Annotated in this window: 24 protein-coding genes and 2 pseudogenes; 9 read left to right on the forward strand and 17 right to left on the reverse strand. The window is 67.7% G+C overall.

The features are described 5' to 3' along the window. From QXK92_RS15995 to QXK92_RS16015, 5 genes are read right to left on the reverse strand one after another with little or no spacing between them, the layout of a single operon-like run. A complete protein-coding gene (locus QXK92_RS15995) occupies positions 1-1,107 on the reverse strand; it encodes an LLM class flavin-dependent oxidoreductase (RefSeq protein WP_306242765.1) in 1,107 nt (368 codons plus the stop codon). Next, complete coding sequence (locus QXK92_RS16000) at positions 1,104-2,177, reverse strand: LLM class flavin-dependent oxidoreductase (protein ID WP_306242766.1); 1,074 nt, start codon at positions 2,175-2,177, stop codon at positions 1,104-1,106. Before QXK92_RS16000 ends, QXK92_RS15995 begins: the two co-directional genes overlap by 4 nt. Next, positions 2,174-2,653: a GNAT family N-acetyltransferase gene (locus tag QXK92_RS16005; protein WP_306242767.1), complete on the reverse strand. Its 480-nt coding sequence runs from the start codon at positions 2,651-2,653 to the stop codon at positions 2,174-2,176. The genes QXK92_RS16000 and QXK92_RS16005 overlap by 4 nt, the downstream gene beginning before the upstream one ends. After that, on the reverse strand, positions 2,650-3,558 hold the full coding sequence (locus QXK92_RS16010) for a class I SAM-dependent methyltransferase (protein ID WP_306242768.1): 909 nt from the start codon (positions 3,556-3,558) through the stop codon (positions 2,650-2,652). The genes QXK92_RS16005 and QXK92_RS16010 overlap by 4 nt, the downstream gene beginning before the upstream one ends. A 10-nt stretch (positions 3,559-3,568) precedes the next feature. Next, the gene (locus QXK92_RS16015; RefSeq protein WP_306242769.1) at positions 3,569-3,940 is read right to left on the reverse strand and encodes a DUF3054 domain-containing protein; all 372 of its coding nucleotides are present in this window, start codon (positions 3,938-3,940) and stop codon (positions 3,569-3,571) included. Positions 3,941-3,975: 35 nt separating this feature from the next. On the opposite strand from QXK92_RS16015, the gene QXK92_RS16020 reads away from it, so the two are divergent. The 3 genes from QXK92_RS16020 to QXK92_RS16030 are packed head-to-tail and all read left to right on the forward strand — an operon-like array spanning position 3,976 to position 7,010. After that, positions 3,976-5,175, forward strand: a complete 1,200-nt coding sequence (locus QXK92_RS16020) for an acyl-CoA dehydrogenase (protein WP_306242770.1) — start codon at positions 3,976-3,978, stop codon at positions 5,173-5,175. After that, the gene (locus QXK92_RS16025; protein WP_306242771.1) at positions 5,175-6,401 is read left to right on the forward strand and encodes a serine hydrolase domain-containing protein; all 1,227 of its coding nucleotides are present in this window, start codon (positions 5,175-5,177) and stop codon (positions 6,399-6,401) included. Before QXK92_RS16020 ends, QXK92_RS16025 begins: the two co-directional genes overlap by 1 nt. A gap of 3 nt (positions 6,402-6,404) precedes the next feature. Beyond that, complete coding sequence (locus QXK92_RS16030) at positions 6,405-7,010, forward strand: hypothetical protein (protein WP_306242772.1); 606 nt, start codon at positions 6,405-6,407, stop codon at positions 7,008-7,010. On the opposite strand, the pseudogene QXK92_RS16035 reads toward QXK92_RS16030, so the two are convergent. The 6 genes and pseudogenes from QXK92_RS16035 to QXK92_RS16060 all read right to left on the reverse strand — a co-directional run. After that, positions 7,007-7,405: pseudogene (locus QXK92_RS16035) on the reverse strand (HNH endonuclease signature motif containing protein); the annotation flags it as partial. The gene QXK92_RS16030 and the pseudogene QXK92_RS16035 overlap by 4 nt on opposite strands. Positions 7,406-7,412: 7 nt before the next feature. Next, positions 7,413-8,495: an IS110 family transposase gene (locus QXK92_RS16040; RefSeq protein ID WP_306242773.1), complete on the reverse strand. Its 1,083-nt coding sequence runs from the start codon at positions 8,493-8,495 to the stop codon at positions 7,413-7,415. A gap of 234 nt (positions 8,496-8,729) precedes the next feature. Beyond that, positions 8,730-9,767, reverse strand: a pseudogene (locus tag QXK92_RS16045) (13E12 repeat family protein); the annotation flags it as partial. Between the two features lie 219 nt (positions 9,768-9,986). Beyond that, on the reverse strand, positions 9,987-10,874 hold the full coding sequence (locus tag QXK92_RS16050) for a sucrase ferredoxin (RefSeq protein ID WP_306242774.1): 888 nt from the start codon (positions 10,872-10,874) through the stop codon (positions 9,987-9,989). After that, positions 10,871-12,088 (reverse strand): cupin domain-containing protein, encoded by a 1,218-nt coding sequence (locus QXK92_RS16055; protein WP_306242775.1) that lies wholly within the window; start codon positions 12,086-12,088, stop codon positions 10,871-10,873. The genes QXK92_RS16050 and QXK92_RS16055 overlap by 4 nt, the downstream gene beginning before the upstream one ends. 10 nt (positions 12,089-12,098) lie before the next feature. Next, positions 12,099-12,290 carry a hypothetical protein gene (locus QXK92_RS16060; RefSeq protein ID WP_306242776.1) on the reverse strand — a complete coding sequence of 64 codons (192 nt, stop codon included), beginning with the start codon at positions 12,288-12,290 and terminating at the stop codon, positions 12,099-12,101. Positions 12,291-12,550: 260 nt separating this feature from the next. Here QXK92_RS16060 and QXK92_RS16065 point away from each other — a divergent pair, with 260 nt between their 5' ends. Together QXK92_RS16065 and QXK92_RS16070 are read left to right on the forward strand one after the other, a co-directional pair. After that, on the forward strand, positions 12,551-13,759 hold the full coding sequence (locus QXK92_RS16065; RefSeq protein WP_371934179.1) for an IS110 family transposase: 1,209 nt from the start codon (positions 12,551-12,553) through the stop codon (positions 13,757-13,759). A 162-nt stretch (positions 13,760-13,921) separates the two neighbouring features. Continuing rightward, positions 13,922-15,337 carry an NAD(P)/FAD-dependent oxidoreductase gene (locus QXK92_RS16070; protein ID WP_306242777.1) on the forward strand — a complete coding sequence of 472 codons (1,416 nt, stop codon included), beginning with the start codon at positions 13,922-13,924 and terminating at the stop codon, positions 15,335-15,337. Here QXK92_RS16070 and QXK92_RS16075 read toward each other — a convergent pair. Genes QXK92_RS16075 through purT form a run of 3 tightly spaced genes read right to left on the reverse strand, consistent with a single transcriptional unit; the run spans position 15,334 to position 18,229 of the window. Continuing rightward, the gene (locus QXK92_RS16075; protein WP_306242778.1) at positions 15,334-16,527 is read right to left on the reverse strand and encodes an O-succinylhomoserine sulfhydrylase; all 1,194 of its coding nucleotides are present in this window, start codon (positions 16,525-16,527) and stop codon (positions 15,334-15,336) included. The two genes, QXK92_RS16070 and QXK92_RS16075, sit on opposite strands and share 4 nt — an antisense overlap. A gap of 32 nt (positions 16,528-16,559) precedes the next feature. Continuing rightward, positions 16,560-16,979 (reverse strand): rhodanese-like domain-containing protein, encoded by a 420-nt coding sequence (locus tag QXK92_RS16080; protein WP_306242779.1) that lies wholly within the window; start codon positions 16,977-16,979, stop codon positions 16,560-16,562. Beyond that, a complete protein-coding gene (purT, locus tag QXK92_RS16085; RefSeq protein ID WP_306242781.1) occupies positions 16,976-18,229 on the reverse strand; it encodes a formate-dependent phosphoribosylglycinamide formyltransferase in 1,254 nt (417 codons plus the stop codon). Before purT ends, QXK92_RS16080 begins: the two co-directional genes overlap by 4 nt. 193 nt (positions 18,230-18,422) lie before the next feature. Here purT and QXK92_RS16090 point away from each other — a divergent pair, with 193 nt between their 5' ends. Further along, entirely contained in the window at positions 18,423-19,751 is a 1,329-nt protein-coding gene (locus tag QXK92_RS16090; protein ID WP_306244474.1) for a PPE family protein, read from the forward strand. Here QXK92_RS16090 and QXK92_RS16095 read toward each other — a convergent pair. Then, entirely contained in the window at positions 19,748-20,419 is a 672-nt protein-coding gene (locus QXK92_RS16095; RefSeq protein ID WP_306242783.1) for a PaaI family thioesterase, read from the reverse strand. The two genes, QXK92_RS16090 and QXK92_RS16095, sit on opposite strands and share 4 nt — an antisense overlap. After that, positions 20,416-21,714: an adenylosuccinate synthase gene (locus QXK92_RS16100; RefSeq protein WP_306242785.1), complete on the reverse strand. Its 1,299-nt coding sequence runs from the start codon at positions 21,712-21,714 to the stop codon at positions 20,416-20,418. The genes QXK92_RS16095 and QXK92_RS16100 overlap by 4 nt, the downstream gene beginning before the upstream one ends. An 88-nt stretch (positions 21,715-21,802) precedes the next feature. On the opposite strand from QXK92_RS16100, the gene QXK92_RS16105 reads away from it, so the two are divergent. The 3 genes from QXK92_RS16105 to QXK92_RS16115 all read left to right on the forward strand — a co-directional run bounded on the left by QXK92_RS16105 (position 21,803) and on the right by QXK92_RS16115 (position 24,166). Further along, positions 21,803-22,435, forward strand: a complete 633-nt coding sequence (locus tag QXK92_RS16105) for a peptidase M50 (RefSeq protein WP_306242787.1) — start codon at positions 21,803-21,805, stop codon at positions 22,433-22,435. Positions 22,436-22,454: 19 nt separating this feature from the next. Further along, positions 22,455-23,207 carry a site-2 protease family protein gene (locus tag QXK92_RS16110; protein WP_306242789.1) on the forward strand — a complete coding sequence of 251 codons (753 nt, stop codon included), beginning with the start codon at positions 22,455-22,457 and terminating at the stop codon, positions 23,205-23,207. Between the two features lie 65 nt (positions 23,208-23,272). Further along, positions 23,273-24,166 carry a cation diffusion facilitator family transporter gene (locus QXK92_RS16115; protein WP_306242791.1) on the forward strand — a complete coding sequence of 298 codons (894 nt, stop codon included), beginning with the start codon at positions 23,273-23,275 and terminating at the stop codon, positions 24,164-24,166. On the opposite strand, the gene QXK92_RS16120 is transcribed toward QXK92_RS16115, so the two are convergent. Continuing rightward, positions 24,163-24,576: a DUF3151 domain-containing protein gene (locus tag QXK92_RS16120; RefSeq protein WP_306242793.1), complete on the reverse strand. Its 414-nt coding sequence runs from the start codon at positions 24,574-24,576 to the stop codon at positions 24,163-24,165. The genes QXK92_RS16115 and QXK92_RS16120 overlap by 4 nt on opposite strands. Positions 24,577-24,615: the final 39 nt, after the last annotated feature.

Consider the following 24,615-nt stretch of genomic DNA (forward strand, 5'->3'; position numbering starts at 1 on the left):
TCATGCCCAGCTACCGGCGATCAGCTCGTGCGACCGCAGCCGGTCCTCGTGGCGGTGGGTGACGGAGGTGACGACGAGCTCATCGGCCCCGGTGACCCGTGCCAGCGCCTGCAACCGTTCGGCCACCTCGTCCGGGTTACCGACGAATCGTGTTGCGAGACGGTCCTTTACCAGCTCGTACTGCTCGTCGGTGAGTGGCCCGCAATCCTCCGGCGCCGGGTAGGGCATGGCACCCACGCCGGTCCGGATCGAATAGACCCACTGGCCGTAGCCGGCGGCCAGGCGTTGCGCGGTCTCGGTGTCGTCGGCCACAACGACGTCCGCCGACACCACCACGTACGGCTCCGTCAGCGCCGGCGACGGCACGAAGGTGTCGCGGTAGGCCTCGATGGCTTCCAGCGCAGTGGCCGGCGTGATGTGATAGCTCGCCACGAACGGCAGTCCCAGTGCGCCGGCGACCCGGGCGCTCTGCCCCCTGGTGCTGCCGAATATCCACGGCCGCAACGAGCTTCCCTCACCCGGCACCGCATGCACGTCGAATCCGTCGACCCGGTAGCTGCCGTCCAGCAGGGCCAGAATGTCGTCCACCTGCTCGGCGAAGTCCGGGGATATCGCCTCGGGCTGCTGCAGGATCTTCATGGTGGCCGCCAGCCGTTCGAGATCGAGCATCCCCCGCAGGTCGAACGGTGTCGGAATCACCACACCGTCGACTTCATGCCAGACGCGCGGTGGCCGTGGCTCGCGTGGCTTCTTCGGTGCGCTTTCCTGGGAACGACGCTGCCCGGACCGCCCGACGCCGAGGTCGATGCGCCCCGGGTAGAAGGCCTCGAGCATGCCGAAGTTCTCGACGACCGCGACGGCGGTCGTGTAGCCCAGTTGCACCGCTGCCGCTCCGACCCGGATCTTGTTGGTGGCGGCCGCGATTTGACCGATCAGCACGGCGGGCGACGAGCTGGCGACTCCGACGAAGTGATGTTCGGCGATCCAGTAGCGCCGGTAGCCCCACCGCTCGGCGTGCTGCGCCAGGTCGATGGTGTTGTGCAGAGCGGCGGTCACGGTGCTGCCGGAGCTGATCGGCGCCAGGTCAAGGATCGACAACGGAATCATGGGCGCACCGCCGAATACCGGTTGACCGCCACCGGCAGCCCGAGTCGCTCGCGCAGCGTCTCGCCGTCGCGGTACTCGGTGCGAAATACGCCGGCGCGCTGCAAGCGGGGCACCACCTCGTCCACGATCACCGGGAGGTCGGTGGCGTGCACGGCGGGACGGAGCCGGACCCCGTCCACGCCCTCGTCCCGCCAGCCCGTCACCATGTCCGCCAATTCTGCCGCGGTGCCGCCCCAGACCAGTGTGTCGGACCGGAAGTCGGTTTCGCCGTGGAACGAAACCACAATGTCGGCAAAGATTTTCAGTCGCTCTCCGACGTCGCGGACTTCCGTCACGAGGCTTTGCAGCGACGTGTCAGTGGGCGTGACGAAGACGACGTCGGCGGCATCGGCCGCGAATTCGTAAACGGGTGTGGCATGGGCGAGGACGGCGATCACCGGCTGGCCCTGCGGGGGCCGGGGCGTGATCGACGGTCCCTTGACCGAGAAGAACGGCCCGGCGAAATCGATGTAGTGCAGCTTGTCCCGATCGATGTAGCGGCCGCCGGCGACGTCGCGGATCACCGCGTCGTCCTCCCAGCTGTCCCACAACCTGCGCACCACCTCGACATAGTCCCGGGCTTCGGGGAACAGGTCCTCCGGCCGCACGGTCCGCCTGCCGAACAGCGCCGCCTCGTGCGTGGTGACGCTGACCCGCGGCTGCCAGCCGGCCCGTCCGTGCGAGACATAGTCAAGGGTCGCAATGGCTTTGGAGACGTGAAACGGCTCGGTGTGGGTGACGGTCGCCACCGGGATCAGCCCGATGTGCCGGGTGGCGGGCGCGACGCGCGCGGCGGTCAGCACGGCGTCCGCACGCCCGGCCAGCCGTTGCGGGTCGATGCGCTCGCGGCGACCGGGCTGCGGCATGAGCGAGTCGTCGATGGTGAGGAAGTCGAGCAGGCCGCGTTCGGCGGTGACCGCGAGATCGGCCCAGTATCCGCCGCTGAGCACCGAGCGGGTTTCGCTCGTCAGCGCCCAGGCCTGCGTGTGCCAGCCGTAGCCGTCCAGCGCGACGCCGAGATGAAACGTCATGCGAGCACCTTCAGGAATGCGATGGGAAACACCGGACCGTGCGACGGCAGCGGCTCGGACAACCGCGTGTACCCGGTCGCTTCGTACAGCTCCTCGGCCTCAGGCTGACGGTCGCCGGTGATGAGGTACACCCTGGTGTAACCGCGCGAGGCGATCTCCGATTCCAGCGCGGCCAGCAGTGCCCGGGCGTAACCGCGGCGGCGGTGATCGTGGTGCGTCCAGACCCTTTTGAGTTCCGCGGTCTCGGCGTCGAACCGGCAGAAGGCGCCCCCGGTAACCGGTTGCCCGTCAACCAGGCCGATCAGCATCCCGCCGTGTGGAGGTGAGAACTCGCTTTCCGGGCCGTCCACAAGCCATTCGGCGATCCGTTGCGGATCCGCGCCGTACCGCTGCGCGTACTCGTCGGCTAGCTCGGCCAACAGCGGCTGGGCGAGCGGATCGTCCAGGCTGGCCGGTACGAAGCGCAGCCCGGTCACCGGCCGGCCAGCGTCGCGGTGACGTAGCGGGGGGTGATCGCCAGATCGTGCCGGCTGACCCGCCGGCGCCCCGCCAGGCCGGCGGTGGACAACAACTCGATCAACGTGCGTTCGCTGGTCTGCCACCCGTGCGCCTCGAGGTTCTCTGGGAGAGAACCGAATTCGGCGGAGTAGGTCAGTTTGCCCAGGTCGATGTCCAGGCCCTCCTGGCGCCAACCCTCGATGAACGCGCGGCCCTCCTGCAGCTGCACGTCGGTCCAGGGCATGTGGTCGGCGGCAAACCAGCTGCCGGCCGCGCTGGACGCGCTGACCTGATGCAGCAGCCGATCCTGCGCATCCGGCGGCAGGTATCCGATCAACAGGTTCTCGGCAATCCAGACCGTCGGTTGGCCGGGGTCGAATCCGACCCGCTGCAGCGCCGTCAGCCAATCGTCGCGCAAGTCCACTCCCACCGCGCAGCGATGCGCGGTCAGCTTGCCACCCAGGTCCCGCAGCACCTGCGCCTTGAAATCCATCACTCCCGGCTGGTCACACTCGTACACCGTGGTCCCAGGCGGCCACCACAAGCGGTATGCCCTGGTGTCCAGCCCGCAGCCCAGATTGACCGCTTGCCGGATTCCCGCCCGCGCGGCCCTGGTCAGATACTCGTCGAGGAACCGGCCGTGCAGGGCAAGGATGTTGAGCATCCCGTACATGACGGGGTCGCCGCCGCCGTCGGTGGCGTATTGCTCGTCCTCGATCAACCGGATGAAGTACTCGACCCCCGCGGCGCGCACCAGCGCCTCGGCGAACGGATCGTTGATCAGGCCCTTGTTGGTTCCCACCGCCCGGGCGACCGCACCGAACGTCGCCGTCATCCCGACACCGGTCGCCGGGTCCCAGCTATCGCCGTCGGTGCGTACCATCTAGCCCGGCTCAGCCGTCCGAGCGACGCCGTGCGGCGAGTAGAACGATGGCCCGCCAGCCGAGCAGGAACACGGCGGTCACTGTCGAGGCGACCACCACGAAAGCCCCCGCGACACTGGCTGAGCTGGCTTTACGCAGCAGCATGCCAACCACCACCGTCGAGATCCAGACGATCACCCCGGTGGGCGCCACCGCCGTCGGCCGGCGCCACCCGCGGGACAGCAGCCAGCCCAGGGCCGTCCCACTCAGAAACGGCCAGGCCGTGGTCGCCAGCCCCCCGACATTGACGCCTTCGTCATGGCTGCGGCGCCCGAGAGCACAGAAAACGAGCACGGCCGCCACGTCCATACCGAGCCACGCCAGCCCCCGCCGCGGTTGCATGCAGCGAGACTACCGGGCGGGGGCAGGATTGAACCATGAGCACCGATACCCATGACCGGAAGCCCCCCGCTTTCGACGCCTTTGACCCGCTGGGTCTGGACGCCTCGCTGTCCAGTGACGAGATCGCCGTGCGTGACACGGTGCGGGCGTTCTGCGCAGAACAAGTGATCCCTCACGTCGGTCAGTGGTTCGAGGACGGCGACCTGCCAGTGGCCCGCGAACTGGCCAAGCAGTTCGGCGAGCTGGGACTGCTGGGCATGCACCTGGAGGGCTACGGTTGCGGCGGCGCCTCCGCGGTGCACTACGGCCTGGCCTGTCTGGAGCTGGAGGCCGCCGACTCCGGGGTCCGGTCGCTGGTGTCGGTGCAGGGGTCGCTGGCGATGTTCGCGATCTGGAACAACGGCTCGGAGGAACAGAAGCAGCAGTGGCTGCCCGGTATGGCGGCCGGTGAGCTGATCGGGTGCTTCGGATTGACCGAGCCCGATGCGGGGTCAGACCCGGCGGCGATGAAAACACGCGCGAAGCGCGACGGTTCGGACTGGGTACTCAACGGGCGCAAGATGTGGATCACCAACGGCTCGATCGCCGACGTTGCGGTGGTGTGGGCCGCCACCGACGAGGGGGTCCGCGGGTTCATCGTCCCGACCGACACACCGGGGTTCTCCGCCAATACCATTCACCACAAGCTGTCGCTGCGCGCGTCGATCACCAGTGAGTTGGTGCTCGACGACGTCCGGTTGCCCGACGAGGCGATGTTGCCCGGCGTGGTGGGACTCAAAGGGCCACTGGCGTGCCTGTCGGAGGCGCGTTACGGCATCGTCTGGGGGTCCATGGGCGCGGCGCGTTCAGCCTGGCAGTCCGCACTGGAGTACGCGACCGAGCGCACCCAGTTCGGTCGCCCGATCGCGGCGTTCCAGCTGACCCAGGCCAAGTTGGTCGACATGGCGGTCGAACTGCATAAAGGCCAGTTGTTGTCGCTGCACCTGGGCCGGCTCAAGGACAGCGTCGGCCTGCGGCCCGACCAGGTGAGCTTCGGCAAGCTCAACAACACCCGGGAGGCGATCGAGATCTGCCGCACCGCACGAACCATATTGGGCGGCAACGGGATATCACTGGAGTACCCGGTGATCCGGCACATGGTCAACCTGGAATCGGTGCTGACGTATGAGGGCACCCCCGAAATGCATCAACTGGTCCTCGGCCAGGCGATCACCGGCATCAGCGCCTTCCGCTGATGCGACTGATGCGACGCCTCGGGGTCGCCGCCGCCCTGGTGTTGCTGGCCGGGTGCGCGGTGCCCCGCGTCGTGCCCCCGGCACCGCCGGGGGCTACCGCGGCCAAGGCCGATGCGGTGATGCGGATTGTCCGCGAGTTCATGGGGCAGGCGCACCTGCGCGCGGTGATCGTGCGGGTGACGGCCAACGGCCGGGAGGTGGTGACGGGTGCCGCCGGCGAGTCGATGACCGGGGTGCCTGCCGGTGCAAATATGCACTTTCGCAATGGTGCAGTGGCGATTTCGTATGTGGCGACGTTGCTGTTGAAGCTCGTTGACGAGAAGAAGGTGAGCCTGGGGGACAAGTTGTCCAAGTGGCTGCCCGACTTCCCGCACGCCGACCGTGTCACGCTGGGCCAGCTGGCGCAAATGACCTCGGGTTATCCCGACTATGTGATCGGCAACGACGCCTTCAATACCGCTCTCTACGCGAATCCGTTCCGGCAGTGGACCACTGCGGACATTCTTGCGCAGATCTCTTCGCGGCCACTGCTCTACGAGCCGGGAACCAACTGGAACTACTCGCACACCAACTACGTGCTGCTGGGGATGGCGCTGGAAAAGGCGACCGGTCACGACATGCCGTCGCTGTTACAGTCCAAAGTGCTTGGTCCGCTGGGCCTTACGGAGACTGCCAACTCGGATACTCCCGCCATTCCGGATCCGGTTCTGCACGCGTTCAGCTCCGAGCGGCGGGAATCTCTGAAGATACCGGCGGGTGTGCCGTTCTACGAGGAGTCGACGTTCTGGAACCCGTCCTGGACCATCACCCACGGCGCGATCCAGACCACCAACATCTACGACATGGAGGCCACCGCGGCGGGCGTCGGGTCGGGCCGGTTGCTGTCTGCCGAGTCGTACAAGAAGATGGTGTCGACAGAGCTGCGCGGCAAGACGCGACCCCAGCCGGGTTGCCCTACGTGCTTCGATCAAAGTGATGGATACACCTATGGTCTCGGGATCGTGATCTCCGGCAACTGGTTGTTGCAGAACCCCATGTTCGCCGGCGAGGCCGCCGTGGAGGCGTACCTGCCGTCGCAGAAGGTGGCGATCGCCGTCGCGGTCACCTACGCGCCCGAAGCATTCGACGAACAGGGCAACTACACCAATGAGGCCGACATCCTGTTCCGCAAGATCGGCGCCGAGCTGGCGCCCAACGACGCCCCACCCATGCCACCCGGGAGGTAGCCGATGAGAGTTGTTGCACGCCTTGCCCTGATCGCCGCGTTGTGGCTGGGGCTTGCGCCGACGGCAGCCGCCGACCCCGCCGGCGGGCTGCCGCCGATGACTTCGACCGGCAGCGGACCCGTCATCGGCGGCGGTGGTAACGCGAGTGCAATCTCGCAGCAGCTGTTCACCTTCCACGACCCCAACGTGCAGGAGGTCGACGGGTCCGATGCGGCGCAGTTCATCAATGCCGCCGCCGGCCTGACGAACCGTGACCTCGCGACCGTTTTCCAGCCCCTGCAACGGGCACTGGGTTGCCAAACGAACGGAGCCGGCTTCGGAGCGCGCGCCTATCGGCGGGCCGACGGGCAGTGGGGCGGCGGGATGCTGGTGATCCCCAAGAGCGGCGTTTCGGATGTCGATGCGCTCACGGCATGCGCGAAGTCCAGCTGGCGCCGGGCGACGATGGGCACGCCGACCTCGATGTGCAACAGCGGATGGAGTTACCCGCCATACAGTTTCACCCACAAGGGCGAGGGTTATTTCGTCCTGCTGGCCGGAACCAACTCGGACTTCTGCAATCCTCCGAATGCGAACTTCCGGAGCAACGCGAGCGCCTGGCCCACCTAGAACGGTGGGGGTTCGTCGTCGGGTGGTCCGGTGGCGGTGATGCGGGCCTGGCGGTTGGCGCGGCGTTCGGCGGCGACGCGGGCGGCGCGGTCTTGGGTGCGGGTGCGGCGGCGGGTGGGCATCATCGCGGTGCGCTCGGCGCAGTAGTCCTGTGGTGGGGTGTGGGCTTCGGGGGCGGGCATGCCGCCCACGGCGTGGCACAGGCTGGGAAACAGCAGCGCGCTACCGGGGGTGGTGACGTGGGTGTCCCCGCCCGGGGAGGTCAGGATCAGGGTGCCGTCGGCGAGTTGCTGCTCGGTCCAGCCCCAGAACGTTTTCATCAAATGGTGCGCGCGGCAGTAGCACTTGAGGTTGCCGGCATGGGTGGGCCCGCCCTGGGCGTAGGGGATGGTGTGGATGCTCCTATGCAGCGTCAAGGGTGCCTGTTGGTCGGCGTAGATCAGCTTGAAGTGCGCGGTAGAGCTCGCGGATTACAGCCCGTTTGAGGCAGCGGATCACGTCTTTTTTAGTCTTTCCCTCCTGGATCCTGCGCTGCATATAACGCTTGGAGGGTTCGTGCCAACGCAGTCGGGCGATGACAATCAGGTGGACCGTGCTGTTGGCGTTGCGGTCTCCGCCGCGGTGCAGGCGGTGACGGGTGGTGTTGCCGCTACTGGCGGGAATAGGGGCAACACCGCACAGTCGCGCTAGGGATGCCTCTGATTTGAGCCGGTCGATGTTCTCCCCGGCGGTGGTCAGGATTTGTCCCGCGGCTTCGGTACCGACGCCGTAGACGGCCATCAGGTTAGGGGCGTGGTCGGTCAAGATGGCGTTGAGTTCGGCGTTGGCTTCGGCGATCTCTTCATCGAGCAACTTGATGCGCTTGGCCAGCCGGCGCAGCATGCGGCGGGCACCGACGACGGGATCGGTGAAGGAGGCGGTGCTGGGGACGCGCAGCCGGGCACAACGCGTCACCAGGGCGGCACGGTCATAGTCCGCCAACTTGTCGCGCAGCTCTTCAGGTGCACACCACAGCAAGCCATGAATCTGATGCAAGGCGGCCTTGCGTGCTTTCACCGCACTGCGCCGGGTCGCCCGGATCTGGCGCACAGCCTCGACGTAACCGTCGCGGGCCTTAGGTGTGGTGCTGGCCACCTCGCTTAACACCGCTCGTGCAGCATTGATCGCATCAATCGGGTCAGATTTGCCTTGCCGGCGCCGGTCTTGGCGGTTGGGCCGCGACACCTCGATCACGGTCACCGCCTGCGACTGCAAATAGCGCTTGAGGCCCGCGCCGTAGGAACCCGTGCCCTCTACCCCGACCTTAACCACAAGTCCAAACGAGCACGACCAGGCCAGCAACTGCCGATATCCGGCTCGCGTAGCTGCAAACTCCTGAGTTGCCAACAGTTTTCCGGTGATCGCGTCGAGCACCGCGGCACAATGGATCAGTTTGTGGGTGTCGACTCCAGCGACGATGTGACGAGACCCTGCTTCGCTTGTCATGCTTGTACCTGCCGTCATCAATTCCGGTGGATGGGTGGCGCCACCGGCGTCGGCGGTTGGACAGGACAGAGATGGGCAGCTTGTGGCGCAAGCTCCTATGAAGTCACAGCCGTCGCGTCGGTGACGTCAAGGCGTCACCCGCGGCAGGGCCGACAGATCCACACAAGGACAACCAACCGGCGCCAATCGAGGTCAGAGTCAGACCGCCACCGCGAGTGACACCTCATCCTCTCTATCCAGATCGCAGCCGGTGGCCGGTACCTCACAGCCGGGCCAGCGGCACGTCAGATCCCGGGCCCGCACGAAATCGGCCAACCCTGCAGACGGGGTGTAGTGGGGTTCAGGGGCGGCGTAGCCGGGATGGATCAACGGCACCTGTTTGGCGCTCAGCGCCAACTCGGCCAACACCTCAGCGGTGATGAGGTCCTGCCCGCCCAGTAGGTAGGCGGGGTTGTCGGCGTGCCCGTTGAGGGTGGCTTGTTCGGCGATCACCTGAATCACCACCGGGCCGGCGGGCTTTCTGGCGGCGGCGGTGCAATCGGGACGGCCGCATTCACAGCCCAGCCGGGTCGCCGCAGCGGCCAGCGCCCCCAACGCATCAGCGCGGCGCTGGGCGGTGGTGCGCGGATCATGCGGGCACACCGTGGCCGCCAACGCCGTCAGCCGCGCCTCCACGGCCCGGGCGTCGGTACTGCGCAACCGGCCCTCGATCGGGCAGATCCCGTCGGCCGCCGGACCGATCCACACCTCCCGATCAGCCTGCGCCTCTTTACGGCGGCGCAGCGCATCCACATCGGCGCGGGCCACGATCGCATCGACCTTCTTAGCCAGCCGCCCCCGGCTCAACGACGGCCAGCGCGTCACCCGCGCGGCGATCGCGGCGTCCACCGCCGCCAGCACCTGCGGGTCCTCGATCAGATCGGTACGGAACACAATCGTCGAGAACGCCTCCAGATCGATGTCCCCGGCACACAACACCGCGCCCACCTGCGGTAGCCGCTCACGCATCGCCCGGGCATAACGCACCTTGGTCTCCGCACGGCCCTGACTGATCTTCAACCCCGCGGCCACCTCCCCAGCCACCGCCTTGGTGGTGTCGATCGCCCAGTCCTCCCGCTCCCCACCCCGGGCCAGCCGGTAGGCGAACAACTCCCCAATCGCCACCAACTCCGCGGCCGCACCCTGATTGACCCAGCGCGCCGCGGCACCGATCCGCGCCATCCAGCCCACCGACTCCTCAGTCGCCACGGCCAACACCTGACGACGCACCACCGACTCGCGCCAGCGGGCATCCCACTCCCCCACCGTCGGCGACCGGGGACCCGGTGTCTCCCCGGAGGGAGCGCCGCCACTGGATGATTCGAACACGTGTTCGATAGTAGCAGAATCTACTGACTCGAACTTTCTGGCAGGGCTGCATCTTGTGGATAACCGCGGCGGGGACTGATAGGGGCGCAGTTCGCGGGCCGAAACCCCGCTTGCCCCAACGGCTCAGGACGACGTCACCGAAGCCAACGCATACGTGCGCACCGGACCGGCAACTGACGCGCGACACATGGAGAACAGCGGCTCGGACATCCGCTCGACCAGGACGACCTCCACGGGACCCGGTTCGGCCGCGAGCACCACGTGAATGCCGTCCGGCCGGTGCTCGACGCTGAGCGGGGAGAAGATGCTGATCCGGTTGTCCCCCAGCGCTTCACGAGCGAAGTGCTGGGCAGCCTGGACGGCATGCGGCAGGCAGGTACGCCCTCGCAGGTACCGGTGGTCCAGTCGCCCGTCGAGATACAACCGCACCAGGCCGGCGGCGTCGGTGGAATCGACCCGTCCGTAGCACAGTCCCTCGGGCAGTACCAGCATCGTCGCCGCGAATCGGTCACCGCCCAAATGCGAGCATTCCCAGACGAATTCGGGATACTGCGCTGCGATGGCGGCCGCCGCTGAGCGGCCCCGCACCGCGCAGCACTGGTCGTGCTTGCCATGCGCACACACCGCGACCAGCGGCCCGGCCACCCGCTCACCGTCAGAGCCGTCCAGCGCGATGTCCAGATAGTCACGGGGCCCGTCGACCTCGCCGTGGTACAGCGCCTCGCTGCCCTCGTCACAGTGAGCGATGAACCATCGCCACCGCGGTGTCGCGGGACGACGCCCGGGGCGACGTATCGCGGTGACACGCATCCGTGCCGCCTCGATCCGGCGACAAATCGCGCGCCCGAGTTCGCGGTCGATGATCGACGGTGAGTTCAGGAACGCCGATTGTCCCCAGCCGCCACACAATTCGAGCATCACCCAGGAATGACCGGCCGATGCGGTGCCATACAGCGGGTCATCCCGGCTCAGAGATTGATCGCTGCACGGAGTGCGCCGCGGCGCGTTCATCCCTGCTCTGGTCCGACCGGCACCACCACTGCCTCGCGCAGCAACCGGCGGATCAGCACCGTCGAGTCGGCGCGATCCAGGCCGGGCAGGGTGTCGGCGTCCGCGACGAGCCCGCGGTGCAGCGCCTCGATCGCGGGCGCGCACGAGTCGGGGAACGTCATGGTCCGGTCCGGCAATCGCAGGACTACCCGGCCGTCTTGGATCTGCCGGGTGCCGATCAGTCCGTGGCGCCATCGAACGGCTGTCGCGCCGGCGCGTTCGGCCGCGTCCAGGGAGGCAAGCACCTGGACCGGGGCGGGTCTGGTGCTCTCGGCGTGCCGGTCGGACAGCCGCGCGGCCGCAGCGTCGCTGAGATCATCGGCCCGATCACGCATGACGCCGACCAGCCGGGCCATGATCTTGCTTGCGGTGGCGGCCATTTCGTCGCGGTTCGTAGCATCGATGCCCATCGCCAGCGGGCTTCTGAACTCGACATCGGAGGCGAGAGTGTCCACCACCGCACGCACCACGTCGAGGTTCGTCATCGCGGACACCCCGATGGTCAGGTGGATCGACGTGGCCTCCTGCGAACGGGCGGAGTGCACCCAACCACGGGGCAGGTACAGCGCATCGCCGGCTGACAGCACGGTGTCGATGACCGGCTCGTCATCAACGCGTGCGGCGATGGCCTCGCGATGCTGTGTCCACGGTTGCGACGGCAGTGGGTGCTCATGCACGGGCGCGTGGACGGTCCAGTGTTTCTCGCCCGCCGCTTGCAGGATGAACACGTCGTGCACGTCGTAGTGCGGGTCGAACCCGCGGCTGCCCGGCGGGGTCACGTAGGCGTTGGCCTGCACGGGATGGCCGAGGTCGTCGACCATGGACCGGACGAAGTCGATCATGGGCGGCCACAACCGGTGTAGTCCCTGCAGGACGATCGTCGCGCCGGCGGCGAACTCGGCCAGCACCTTGGCCGAATCCACCTGATCGGGCATCTCAGCGCCGAAGCCGGCCGGGCCGGTGTAGCAGTCCCGGGCCAGTACGTCGCCGGTTTTGGCCATGCGCAGAAATGGCGTGCGTACCCCACGCCGGCTGATCAGCTCGTCGACCGCGGACGGCGACAGCAGATCACTGAAGTCGCGGGGCAGCGAGTCGGTGCGGCTGAGCAGCGGCCTACGGCCCCAATGCTGGGTTGCGAACAACCCAGCATCGGTGCCGATGCAGCGATTCAACATCTAGCGGCGGTCACGCAGTCCCGTCGGCTCCCCCGTCGTGGCCTTCGGGGTTGGAGCCACCGTCGGCGGTACCTTCGCCCCCCGAGCTTTCGCTCGCGGTGCCGTCGGCTCCGCCGTCGTGGCCTTCGGGGTTGGAGCCGCCGTCGGCCGTACCTTCGCCGCCGCCGCCAGAGGTGGTGATGTCGTCGTCGTCGAGTGCCATGAAGATTCCTTACCTTTCTTGCAGGGTGTTCCTTACCTTTCTTGCAGGGTGTTCGTTGCCGTCGGCCGTAGGCTTCGAATCGCCCAGGGGCAGCGGGTATGGCTTTCATGTGGTCGCCATCGTTGATGGCCGAAGGAGATTGGCCGCCTGTTGTCCCGCGACGACTCGACCGCTAATTGAGAGATGCGATTTGATCGCTGTGTAAGGACGTGACGGCGTGGTCGTCTGCTGGGTTGGTCGGACCGATAGCGAGCAGGGAGGTGGTTGTGGCACAACCGTTGTGGGCTGGGGTTGATGGTGGGAAATCGGACCACTATTGCGTGGTCATCGATGCCGACGGGAAGCGGCTGCTGTCGCGGCGGGTGGCCAATGACGAATCCGCGCTGCTGGATCTGATCGGCGCGGTCCAGACGCTGGCTGATGGTGGTGAGCTGACCTGGGCGATCGATTTGAATGCCGGTGGGGCGGCATTGCTGATCACCTTGCTGATCGCCGCCGAGCAACGGCTGCTCTATATTCCGGGGCGCACCGTGCACCATGCCTCGGGCGGTTACCGCGGGGAAGGGAAAACCGACGCTAAAGACGCCGCCGTGATCGCCGATCAGGCGCGGATGCGCCGCGACCTGCAACCGCTGCGAGCCGGGGACGACATCGCTGTGGACTTGCGGATCCTCACGGCCAGGCGCACCGATTTGGTGGCCGATCGCACCCGGGCGCTCAACCGGTTGCGCGCCCAGCTGCTCGAATATTTCCCTGCCCTCGAGCGTGCCTTCGACTACAGCGCCAGCAAGGCCGCGCTGACCCTGCTCACTGGGTATCAAACACCCGACGGGCTGCGTCGCGCCGGTGCCGCCCGGCTCGCGCTCTGGCTGCGTAAGCGCAAGGCCCGCAACGCCGATGCCATTGCCGCTGCCGCTATGGAGGCGGCTAACGCCCAACGCACCGTCGTACCCGGACAGCAAGTGGCCGCGGCCTTGGTGGCCCGGCTGGCCGAGGAGGTGATGGCCCTCGACACCGAAATCGGCGACACCGAAGCGATGATCGAGGAGCGATTTCGCCGCCACCGCCACGCCGAAATCATCCTGAGTTTGCCCGGCTTCGGCGTCACCCTTGGTGCCGAGTTCCTGGCCGCCACCGGCGGGGACATGAGCGCTTTTGCTAACCCCGACCGCCTGGCCGGCGTCGCGGGGCTGGCCCCAGTCCCGCGCGACTCCGGACGCATCAGCGGCAACCTCAAACGCCCCCGCCGCTACAACCGACGTCTGCTGCGGGCCTGCTACCTGGCTGCCCACATCGCCATCCGCACCGACCCGGCATCGCGGACTTACTACAACCGCAAACGCGCCGAGGGAAAACGCCACACCCAAGCCGTGCTTGCCCTTGCCCGACGACGCCTCAACGTCCTGTGGGCAATGCTGCGCGACCACAAGCCATATCAACCCACCGCACCTAGCGCTGCGGCGGCTTGACAACTTCATTGAGAATCTCCTTCTTTCTCGGGGGTCACGCCTCGAGGGTGTTCACGCGCGGGGCGCCCGCTAAACGCTACGTCGATCTGCAGATGTCGGGCGACTTTCGGCTGGTTGAGTCGTACGGTAGATGCGCTGCAGTGACCCGACTGAAGGAGGACCATGACGCCCCCACCCGCCGAAGCCTCGACTGCCGAGAAACGCCATCACGTCGTCATCATCGGAAGCGGCTTCGGCGGCCTGAATGCGGCCAAGTCGCTCAAGCGGGCCAACGTCGACATCACGCTGATCTCGAAGACGACCACCCACCTGTTCCAGCCGCTGCTGTACCAGGTGGCGACCGGCATCTTGTCCGAAGGCGACATCGCCCCGACCACCCGGCTGATCCTGCGCAAGCAGAAGAATGTGCGGGTGATCCTGGGTGAGGTGAGCGGGATCGACCTCGCATCCCAGACCGTCACGTCGAAGCTGATCAACATGGAGACGGTCACGCACTACGACAGCCTGATCGTGGCCGCCGGCGCTCAGCAGTCCTACTTCGGCAACGACCACTTCGCCACCTTCGCCCCGGGCATGAAGACCATCGACGACGCGCTGGAACTACGCGGCCGCATCCTCGGCGCTTTCGAAGCCGCCGAAGTCGCCACCGACCCCGCCGAGCGCGAGCGCCGGCTGACGTTCGTCGTGGTCGGGGCCGGACCCACCGGCGTCGAACTCGCCGGTGAGATCGTCCAGCTCGCCGAACGCACCCTGGCCGGAGCGTTCCGCACCATCACACCCAGTGAGTGCCGGGTCATTCTGCTCGACGCCGCACCCGCCGTGTTGCCGCCGATGGGTCCGAAGCTGGGCCTCAAGGCACAGCACAAGCTGGAGAAGATGGACGTCGACGTCCAGCTGAACGCGATGGTGACCGCGGTCGACTACAAGGGCATCACGGTCAAGGAGAAGGACGGCACCGAACGCCGCATCGAATGCGCCTGCAAGGTGTGGGCGGCCGGCGTGCAGGCCAGCTCGCTGGGCAAGATGATCGCCGAACAGTCCGACGGGACCGAAACCGACCGCGCCGGAAGGGTTGTCGTGGAGCCCGACCTCACCGTCAAGGGGCACCCGAACGTCTTCGTCGTGGGCGATCTGATGTCGGTGCCCGGCGTACCCGGAATGGCCCAGGGCGCGATCCAGGGCGCGAAGTACGCTACCGGCATCATCAAGAACGTCGTCAAGGGCAAGGACGACCCGGCCGCGCGAGAGCCGTTCCAGTACTTCAACAAGGGCAGTATGGCGCTGATCTCCCACTACAACGCCGTCACGCAGATCGGCAAAGTGGAGTTCGCGGGATTCTTCGCCTGGCTGGCCTGGCTAGGGCTGCACCTGGCCTACCTGGTCGGCCACCGCAACCGCATTGCCGCCATGTTCTCCTGGGGCCTGGCCTTTTTGGGCCGCACCCGCGGCCAGATGGCCATCACCAGTCAGATGATCTACGCGCGAGTCGCGGTGAACTGGGTGAAGGAGTACGCGGAAGAAGGCACGCTGGCCGCCGCCGAACGCGCGGAAGCCGCCGAACAGCGGGCAGCCGGCTAACTCAGGGCCTGGTCGATATCGGCGATCAGATCGTCGGTGCCTTCCAGGCCGACCGAGATGCGGACCACGCCGTCACCGAGCCCGATGGCGGCGCGGCCCTCCGGCCCCATCGCGCGGTGCGTCGTCGTAGCCGGATGTGTGACAAGCGATTTCGTGTCGCCGAGATTGTTGCTGATATCGATCAGCCGCAACTTGTTCAGCACCTCGAACGCACGCTGCTTCGCGGCGTCTTTGGCGGCCGCCAGCTCGAACGTGACAACCGTTCCACCGCCGGACATTTGACGCTTGGCCAGGTCGTACTGCGGGTGCGACGGCAGGAAGGGGTAACGCACCCAATTCACGGCGGGGTGGCCTTCCAGGAACTCCGCGATGCGCTGCGCTGAAGCGTTGCTGTACTCGACGCGAACTGCAAGTGTTTCAAGGCCTTTGAGCATCACCCAGGAATTGAATGCGCTCATCGCCGGACCGGTGTGGCGCATCAGCTTCTGCACCGGACCGTCGATGTACTCCTTGTCGCCGAGAATGGCGCCGCCGAGCACCCGGCCCTGACCGTCGATGTGCTTAGTGCCCGAATACACCACCACGTCGACCCCGAGCGGGAAACCCTGCTGCAGCAGGGGCGTCGCGAAAACGTTGTCCAGCACCACTTTTGCACCCGCAGCATGCGCCAGCTCAGTGACCGCCGCGATGTCGACGAGCGACTGCATGGGATTGGACGGCGTCTCGAAGAACACTGCCTGGGTTGGCTTCGACAGCGCCTGTTCCCACTGGGCGAGGTCGTCGCCGTCGACGAAAACGGTCTCCACACCCCACCGGGGCAGAATCTCGTTGCACACCACGAAGCAGGAGCCGAACAGACTGCGCGCCGCCACCAGTCGGTCGCCGGCGCCCAGCAGCGCGCCGAGGGAGACAAACACCGCGGCCATGCCGCTGGCCGTCGCGAACGCGGCCGGCGCACCCTCGATCAGGCGCAGCCGTTCCTGAAACATCGTCACGGTCGGGTTGCCGTAGCGGGAGTAGACGTAGTGCTCCACCTCGCCGGTGAACGACTGCTCGGCGACCTCGGCGGAGGGATAGACATAGCCGGACGACAGGAAGATCGCCTCGGAAGTCTCTTCGAACCCGGAGCGCGTCAGTCCGCCGCGCACACCGATGGTCTCTTGGCTCACGCCGTCGGGGAGTTCTTTCATGCCGCTGATTAACCCTGTTACTAGCCCTGTTACTAACCTTGTTTCCAGGGCAGGCCGACCGCGCGCCAGCCCGTCTCACCGCGGTGGCCGTGCGCGTCGAGCTGACCTTCGAACCCGTCCAGCACGTTATAGGACGGTGTGAAACCGGCCTCGGTCGCAACTTCGGCCGCCCCGATGGAACGGTTGCCCGAGCGACACAGGAACACCACGGGGCGTTCGCCCTCGCCGGCGGACGGGATCTTGTCCTGCAGTTCGGCCAGGAAGTTGTTGTTGTGCTGACCGTTGGATTTGTTCCACTCGACGTAGACCACGTCGCGGCCCAGACTCGACAGATCGGGAACCCCGACGAAGCGCCACTCGGCGTCGGTGCGCACATCCACCAGCACAGCCTGAGGATTGTCGCTGAGCAATTTCCACGCCTGCAGCGGCGTGATGTCTCCTGCGTAACTCACCCGCGTGAGTCTCGCACATCCAAGCGGTTCGCCACGTCGCGGGCGCGATCGCGAGCGGCCGTCACCTCCGGCGCGGTGGCCAGCGTGACGCCCCACTTGTCCGGCACTGAGGCAGGTTGCAAGGCAGGTTGATCGTCGGTCACCGAACCGAACACTCGCAGGTCGCTCTCGGGCACCGCCAGGGCGGCGGCCAGCACGTCGCCGCTGGGCGCCACGCCGGGCGTCAGCGGCCCGTGATCGATCAGCCGGGCGGCGCCGGGCGAGACCATCATGGTGTCCACAGCAACTCCCAGAACCGCCCTTGCCTGCAGCTCGAAGATGGAAAGTCGCTGGCTACGCAGTGTCACCCAGGCACTGTCACTCGGACCGGCAGTCACCTCAGCGAAGTACACCTCGTCGCCGTTGATCATCAGTTCGACGCTGAAGACGCCGCGTCCGCCCAGCGACTTGACGATGCGGGCGGCGATCGACTTCGCCGCGTCCACGGCGGCGGTGGTCATGTGCTGCGGCTGCCACGATTCCAGCGCGCCGTTCTCGTCGCTGTGGTGACCGATGGGTGCGCAGAACTCGATGACCGGCCCGGACGGGCCCTCGGTGCGCACCACGATCAGCGTGACCAAAAACTCGACGTCCACTACGGTCTCGGCCCACACCCGACCCCCCGGGCTGGCCAGTTCCCATGCCTTCGCCACTTCCTCGGCGCCCCGGACCACCGATCGGCCAGACCCGTCGACGGCCTTCACCAGCAGCGGATATCCGGCGTGCGCGGCAACCGCCTCGAGCTCGGCGAGTGAGTCGACGAACCAGAACGGCGCGGTGGGCAGGCCCAGCTCGTCGGCGGCGAGCCGGCGCAGACCCTCCTGGTCTGCTGTCAACCGCACGGCGCGGGCGCCCGGCACCAATTCGGCGGACTCCTGGGCTTCGAGATCGTCGAGGACTGCCACCGCGGCGGCGGCCCCGGCCGGACCCTGGAAGGCGCCCGGAAGTGTCACCACGAAGTCCGGCTGCAGTGCCGCCACGACAGCCGTCAGCTCTTCGGCGTCGGTCAAGGTATCGGCGTCCGCGGTGATCACTTCGGAGCCCAGCCGCTGCAGGGCCACCGCCAGCTCCTGCCCGGACTCGTCGGACCCGAGCAGCATCACCCGCGGGCCGGCTTCGGCTTCAACTTCGGTTTCGGACTCGGCCTCGGCGGGTTCGTCGACGGCCCACGTCGTCGTGCCCTGTTGTTCTTCGGTCACGCCGTCAGTCACGCACTCAAGGATAGGTGCGGCGGCGCGGGGAAGGCCGCGCCGGGACTCATTTCCTGAATTTGTGTGTAACTGTGCGTGAACGATTAACTGTTTCGGGGAGAGGAGTGTGCATGTCAGTCGTAACGACCCCGCCGGAGATGATGAGTGCTGCCGCCCTGCCCTGTTCAGGAACGAGGTGTAGCGCGTGCTGACTATGCAATTCGGCGCGCTACCTCCTGAAATCAATTCGGCCCGGATGTATGCCGGCCCCGGGTCGGCGCCATTGATGAAGGCGGCGCTGGCGTGGGAACGGCTTGCCGAGGAACTGAACTCGACGGCCGAGTCCTACGCCTCGGTACTCGCCGGCCTCACCAGTCAGGAGTGGCTGGGTCCCTCGTCGCTGACGATGGCAGCGGCGGCGGCCCCCTACGTGGCGTGGATGCGCGGGACCGCAGCTCAAGCCGAGCATGCGGCGGCGCAGGCCCTCAGCGCCGCCAACGCCTACGAGGCGGCATACGCGGCCATCGTGCCGCCGGGAGCCATCGCGGCCAACCGCAGCGCCACCGTCTCGCTGGCCCGGACCAACATCTTCGGGCAGAACACCCCCGCCATCGCGAGCGCCGAAGCGGACTACGGCGAGATGTGGGCCCAGGACGTCGTCGCGATGGACGGCTACGCCGGCAATTCGGAGGCCGCCTCCCAGTTCGCGCCGTTCACCCTGCCGCCGGTGACCACCAACGAGGGCGCGGTGGCCGAGGATGTCGACGCCGCAGCGGCCCTGGCGCAGCCCGTCGGCACCGCGGCCCTGGCGCAGCCCGTAGGCGCCGCCGCGGCGGCGCCGGCCGCACCCGTGATCCCGCTGCCGAACCCGTTCCAGGACCTCGACCTGCTGGTCCTGACCACCGCGGGCCTCGCGGGTGCCAGTCTGGTCGTCGCACTGGGGCAGTACAGCGAAGAGGTCCGCAGCGACCAGATCGAAGAAGAGGAGCTCGAACAGGGCAACGAGCTGGCGGAAGAAGGCCTCGGGAACGAGGCTTATACCGCCACCGCAGAGCCTGCTTTTTCTCCGGAGCGGTTCGCGGCGGCGCCGCTGGGGGCCGAAGCCGCCGCCCTTTCCGGAAGTTCCGCGAACCTCAACGGCCTGTCGGTGCCGCAGAGCTGGTTCATGGCGCCGGCGGCGCGGCAGGTCGCGGCGATGTTCCCGAGCGGCACCCCGATGTACGTGGCCGCGGCCGACGACGGCGGCTACACGGGCATGGCGGCCGCAGGTCTGGCAGGAACCAGCGTGGCGGGCCTGGCGGCTCGGGCCGGATCGTCGGCGACACCGGCGCAGGCCGCACCGGCTGCCGGCGGGTCCCCCGGGAGTGCCGCCACCAGGCCGGCGGCCAACACCCCCGCCATCCCCGCCGCGGCGGCCGCAGCGCAGTTTCCCGGATTGCCGCAGGGACTACCGCCGGGCGTGGTCGCCAATCTGGCGGCGACGCTGGCGGCGATTCCGGGCGCGACGATCATCGTGGTGCCGCCGAATCCCAACCAGGGTTAAGGCTGGCCGGGCAGCAATCGCACCATCAGGCCGTTACCCTCGGCCAATACCGTCTCCGCGGCCCCGTCCGAGATCTGGACCAGTTCCGCCGACACGAACGCTTTGCGGCCCTCGATCCGGGTCACCCGCCCGCGGATGGTCAGCGGAACGTCGATGGGCGTCACCTTGCGATAGTCGACGTGCAGGAAAGCCGTTCGGCTGATCGGCCGTCCCGCGGCGTGCGAGACCATGCCGAAGGTGTGGTCGAACAGCAGCGGCAACACGCCCCCGTGCACCGCCCAGTTGCCGCCGACGTGGAACCGGGTGAAATGTCCGGTCATCTCCACACCGTCCGGCGCGTAGCGGGTGAGCTTCCAGGGCGGCAGCAGCAGGCTGCCCATGCCCGGCAGGTCGGGGGTGCGCCCGGCCGGAGACTTGCCCGCGTCGGCCTCGAACGGCTGCAGCAGTTCCATCAGGGCGACGGCACGCTCGGCCGCCTCGTCCCATACGTCGTCACCCGGGTCGGCGGACACGGCCAGGTCCTGCAGCCTGCGCATGGTCGCCACGAACTTGCCGAACCCCGGCCCGGGACTGGCGGGCCCGTATTCCGGAAAGCCGCCGTGGTGTTCGTATTCGGGATCTTCGTCGCGGGGATCACCCTGCTCGCCGAGCGACGTGTAGTGCGTCACGCGGGGGCCGCCAGGATGTCGCGCCGCACGATGGTCTGATCCCGGCCCGGGCCCACTCCAATGCACGAAACATGAGCTCCGGCAAGCTCTTCCAGCCGCAATACGTAGTCGCGGGCCTTCGCGGGCAGGTCGTCGAACTCGCGCGCGGCGGAGATGTCTTCCCACCACCCGGGCAGCTCCTCGTAGACCGGCGTGGCGCGGCACAGGTCGCTCTGGGTCATCGGCATCTCCGGCGTGCGCTTGCCGTCGATCTCATAACCGACGCAGACCGGCACCGTCTCCAGGCTGGACAGCACGTCGAGCTTGGTCAGGAAGTAGTCGGTGATGCCGTTGACGCGGGTGGCGTAGCGGGCGATGACGGCGTCGAACCAGCCGCAACGGCGTCGGCGGCCGGTGGTGACACCGAATTCGCCGCCGGTCTTGGACAGGTACTCGCCGTTCTCGTCGAACAGCTCAGTCGGGAACGGGCCGGAACCCACGCGGGTGGTGTAGGCCTTCAGGATGCCCAGCACCGTGCCGATCCGGGTCGGTCCGATGCCCGAGCCCACTGCCGCGCCCCCGGCCGTCGGGTTCGACGACGTCACGTACGGGTACGTGCCGTGGTCGACGTCCAGCAGCGTGCCTTGCGAACCTTCCAGCAGCACCGTCTCCCCCGCGTCCAGGGCGTTGTTCAGCAGCAGCCGGGTGTCGGCGATCCGGTGCCGGAACCCCTCGGCCTGATGCAGCACCGCTTCGAGGACCTGATCGGGCTCGAGGGCTTTGCGGTTGTAGATCTTGACCAGGATCTGGTTCTTCAGTTCCAGGGCGGCCTCGATCTTGTGCTGCAGCTGCGCGTGGTCCAGCACGTCGGCGGCCCGGATGCCCATGCGCGCGATCTTGTCCTGGTAGCACGGACCGATGCCGCGCCCGGTGGTGCCGATCTTCTTGCTGCCCATGTAGCGCTCCGTGACCTTGTCGATGGCCACGTGGTAGGGCATCAGCAGGTGCGCGTCGGCGGAGATCAGCAGCTTCGAGGTGTCGACGCCGCGCTCTTCTAAGCCCCTGAGCTCGTCGAGCAGCACCCCCGGGTCGATCACGACACCGTTTCCGATGACGTTGGTGACGCCGGGGGTGAGCACACCCGACGGGATCAGGTGCAGGGCGAAGTTCTCGCCGGTCGGCAACACCACGGTGTGCCCGGCGTTGTTACCGCCCTGGTAGCGCACCACCCACTGCACTCGTCCACCGAGCAGATCAGTTGCTTTACCTTTGCCCTCGTCACCCCACTGGGCGCCGATGAGGACGATTGCCGGCATGACGTGCTCCCAACTCGTCTGGCAGGTTGGGCCGCTTATTGTGGTCCAGCCGGTGACCTACCCTACCGAGCGGTTCCCGAGGAGTGTCATGAATGCGGGTCAAAACGCGCCCGGTGTTGCGGTGTCGGTGGCTGACGCCGGTCTCCTGCCGCGTGGGTTGCGGGGTCTCCCAGTGCAGGAAAGCGGTGAGATCGGCGCCTGCCGCCGCCTGATTGTGGTGGGTTCCGATGCCGATCTGGCGGCCATGCTGACGCGGCTGCTGCGCGCCGAGCGACTCGATGTCGAGGTGGCCTACGTGCCGCGACGGCGCACCCGCGCCACCCGGATCTACCGGTTGCCGGCCGGGCGCCGGGCAGTCGCGCGCGCGTTGCGCGGTAGCGCGGGCCGGGTGCCCCTGATTCGGGACGAGACCGGGACGGTGCTGGTCGGGCGGGCCGAGTGGGTGCCGAGCGACGGTGCGGCAGCGATCCGGGGTGAGGCCGTGGTCGACGACACAGTGCTGTTCGACGGCGACGTGGCCGGGGTGTGGATCGAGCCGACGCCGGCGCTGCCGGGCCTGCGGGCGGCCGTCGCCGGGAGGTGGGCCCGTTGGGTCAGCGGGCGCGCCGCCCAGCTGGGCACGACGGGCGCCGCGCTGGTGCGCGACGGGGTCCCGGCGCCGCGAGCGGTGCGCCGCTCGGCGTTCTACCGCCATGTCGAGGGTTGGCTGCTGGTTCGGTAGTTGCAGTAGTTTCCCAGGGATGCGACCCAGCCCGATCTTCCTCGGCCTGGTCGGATTGACGGGCGTCGGTGCGGCGCTGGCCTGGTCGGCCGGATCGGTGGTGCGGCCGCTGGCCTACGCCGGAGTGTTCATCTTCGTCATCGCCGGCTGGCTGGTGTCGCTGTGCCTGCACGAATTCGGACATGCCTACACCGCCTGGCGCTTCGGCGACCACGACGCGGCGGTACGCGGTTACCTGAACTTGGATCCGCGCCGCTACAGCCACCTTGGGCTGTCGCTGGTGCTGCCGATCGTGTTCATCGCGCTCGGCGGGATCGGCCTGCCCGGTGCCGCGGTCTACCTGCAAACCTCGTTCATGACGCCCGGGCGACGCACCCTGGTGAGCCTGGCCGGGCCGGCGATGAACCTGGTCCTGGCGGTGCTGCTGCTGAGCGCCACCCGGATCTTCTACGACCCAGCGCACCTGGTGCTCGCGGCGGGACTGGCGTTCCTGGGCTTCTTGCAGGTCACCGCGGTGGTGCTGAACCTGTTGCCGGTGCCGGGCCTGGACGGCTATGACGCGGTGGAGCCGCACCTGAGCCCGCAGACCCAGCGTGCGGTCGCACCGGCCAAGCAGTTCGGTCTGTTCATCCTGCTGGTCGTGCTGCTGGCCCCCGGCCTGAACCGGTGGTTTTTCGAAGTCGTCTACTGGCTCTTCGAACTGTCCGGGGTGCCGCCGCGGCTGTCGATGGCCGGTGGTGCGCTGACCCGGTTCTGGAGCTCTCTGGGCTGAGCCCTGCCGTCGCGGCACAACACAGCCTTGCCATATATGCGTATTTACGCATAAATTACTGAACCATGGGCGCCGGACACAGTCACACCCCCGCCGAGGCCGATTCGCAGCGCATGATCCCGCGGATGATCGCCGCCGCGGGCATCCTGGCGACCTTCTTCGTCATCGAACTGACCACCGCGTTGCTGATCAACTCGATCGCCCTGCTGGCCGACGCGGGCCACATGCTCACCGACGTCGTCGCGGTGTTCATGGGGCTGGTAGCCGTCATCCTGGCCCGACGCGGCAGCTCGTCCGCGGCACGCACCTACGGCTGGCATCGCGCCGAGGTGTTCACCGCGGTGGCCAACGCCGTGCTGCTGGTGGGTGTTGCGGTGTTCATCCTCTTCGAGGCGATCGAGCGGCTCGGCAGCAAGCCGTCGGTGCCCGGCCTGCCGATGATCGTGGTGGCCCTGGCAGGTGTGGCCGCCAACTTCGCAGTGGCGATGCTGTTGCGGTCACACTCCGAGGCGAGCCTGGCGGTCAAGGGCGCCTACATGGAGGTGGTCGCCGACACGGTCGGCAGCATCGGGGTGTTGATCGCCGGCGTGGTCACCGTGACGACGCACTGGCCGTACGCCGACGTGGTGGTGGCGGTGCTGGTGGCGCTGTGGGTGTTGCCCAGGGCCATCGCCCTGGCCCGGGCCGCTCTGCGGATCCTGTCGGAGTCCTCACCGGCGCACATCGACGTCGACGAACTGCGTTCGGCCCTGGGCGGACTGGACGGCGTGACCGACGTGCACGACCTGCACGTCTGGACGCTCTCACCCGGCAAAGACATGGTGACCGCGCACCTGACCAGCACCGCCGACTCGGCGCAGGTGCTCAGCGACGCACGGGCGCTGCTGTCAGCCCGTGGCCTCGACCACGCCACCGTCCAGATCGACTGCCCGGACGGCCACTGCGAGGAGACGTTCTAGAACCCGAGGGCCTGGCGGGCCGCCGGGTCGCAGTCGTCGAGCAGGTCCAGGCAGCGGTTGTACTCGTCGGTCTCCCCGATGGCGTCCGCGGCACGGGCCAGCGACGCCACACACCGCAGGAATCCACGGTTGGGCTCGTGTGCGTAGGGCACCGGGCCGAAACCCTTCCAGCCGTTGCGACGGAGCTGGTCCAGGCCCCGGTGGTAACCGGTCCGGGCATAGGCGTACGCGGTGATCGCCCTGTCTTCGGCCAGCGCCTCTTCGGCCAGTGCGGCCCACGCCACCGACGCCGACGGATGAGCGGCGGCGACGATCCCCGGCTTCTCGCCGGCGAGCAGCTCGGCCTCGGCCTCGCTGTCGCCGGGCAGCAGAATCGGATCAGGTCCCAGGAGGTCACCGGAGCGCGTCATGGCGCCCATTCTGCCAATGCGGCTCGGTTAAGCTGCACG

The organism is Mycobacterium sp. TY815 (assembly GCF_030755135.1).
Lineage (GTDB): Bacteria > Actinomycetota > Actinomycetes > Mycobacteriales > Mycobacteriaceae > Mycobacterium.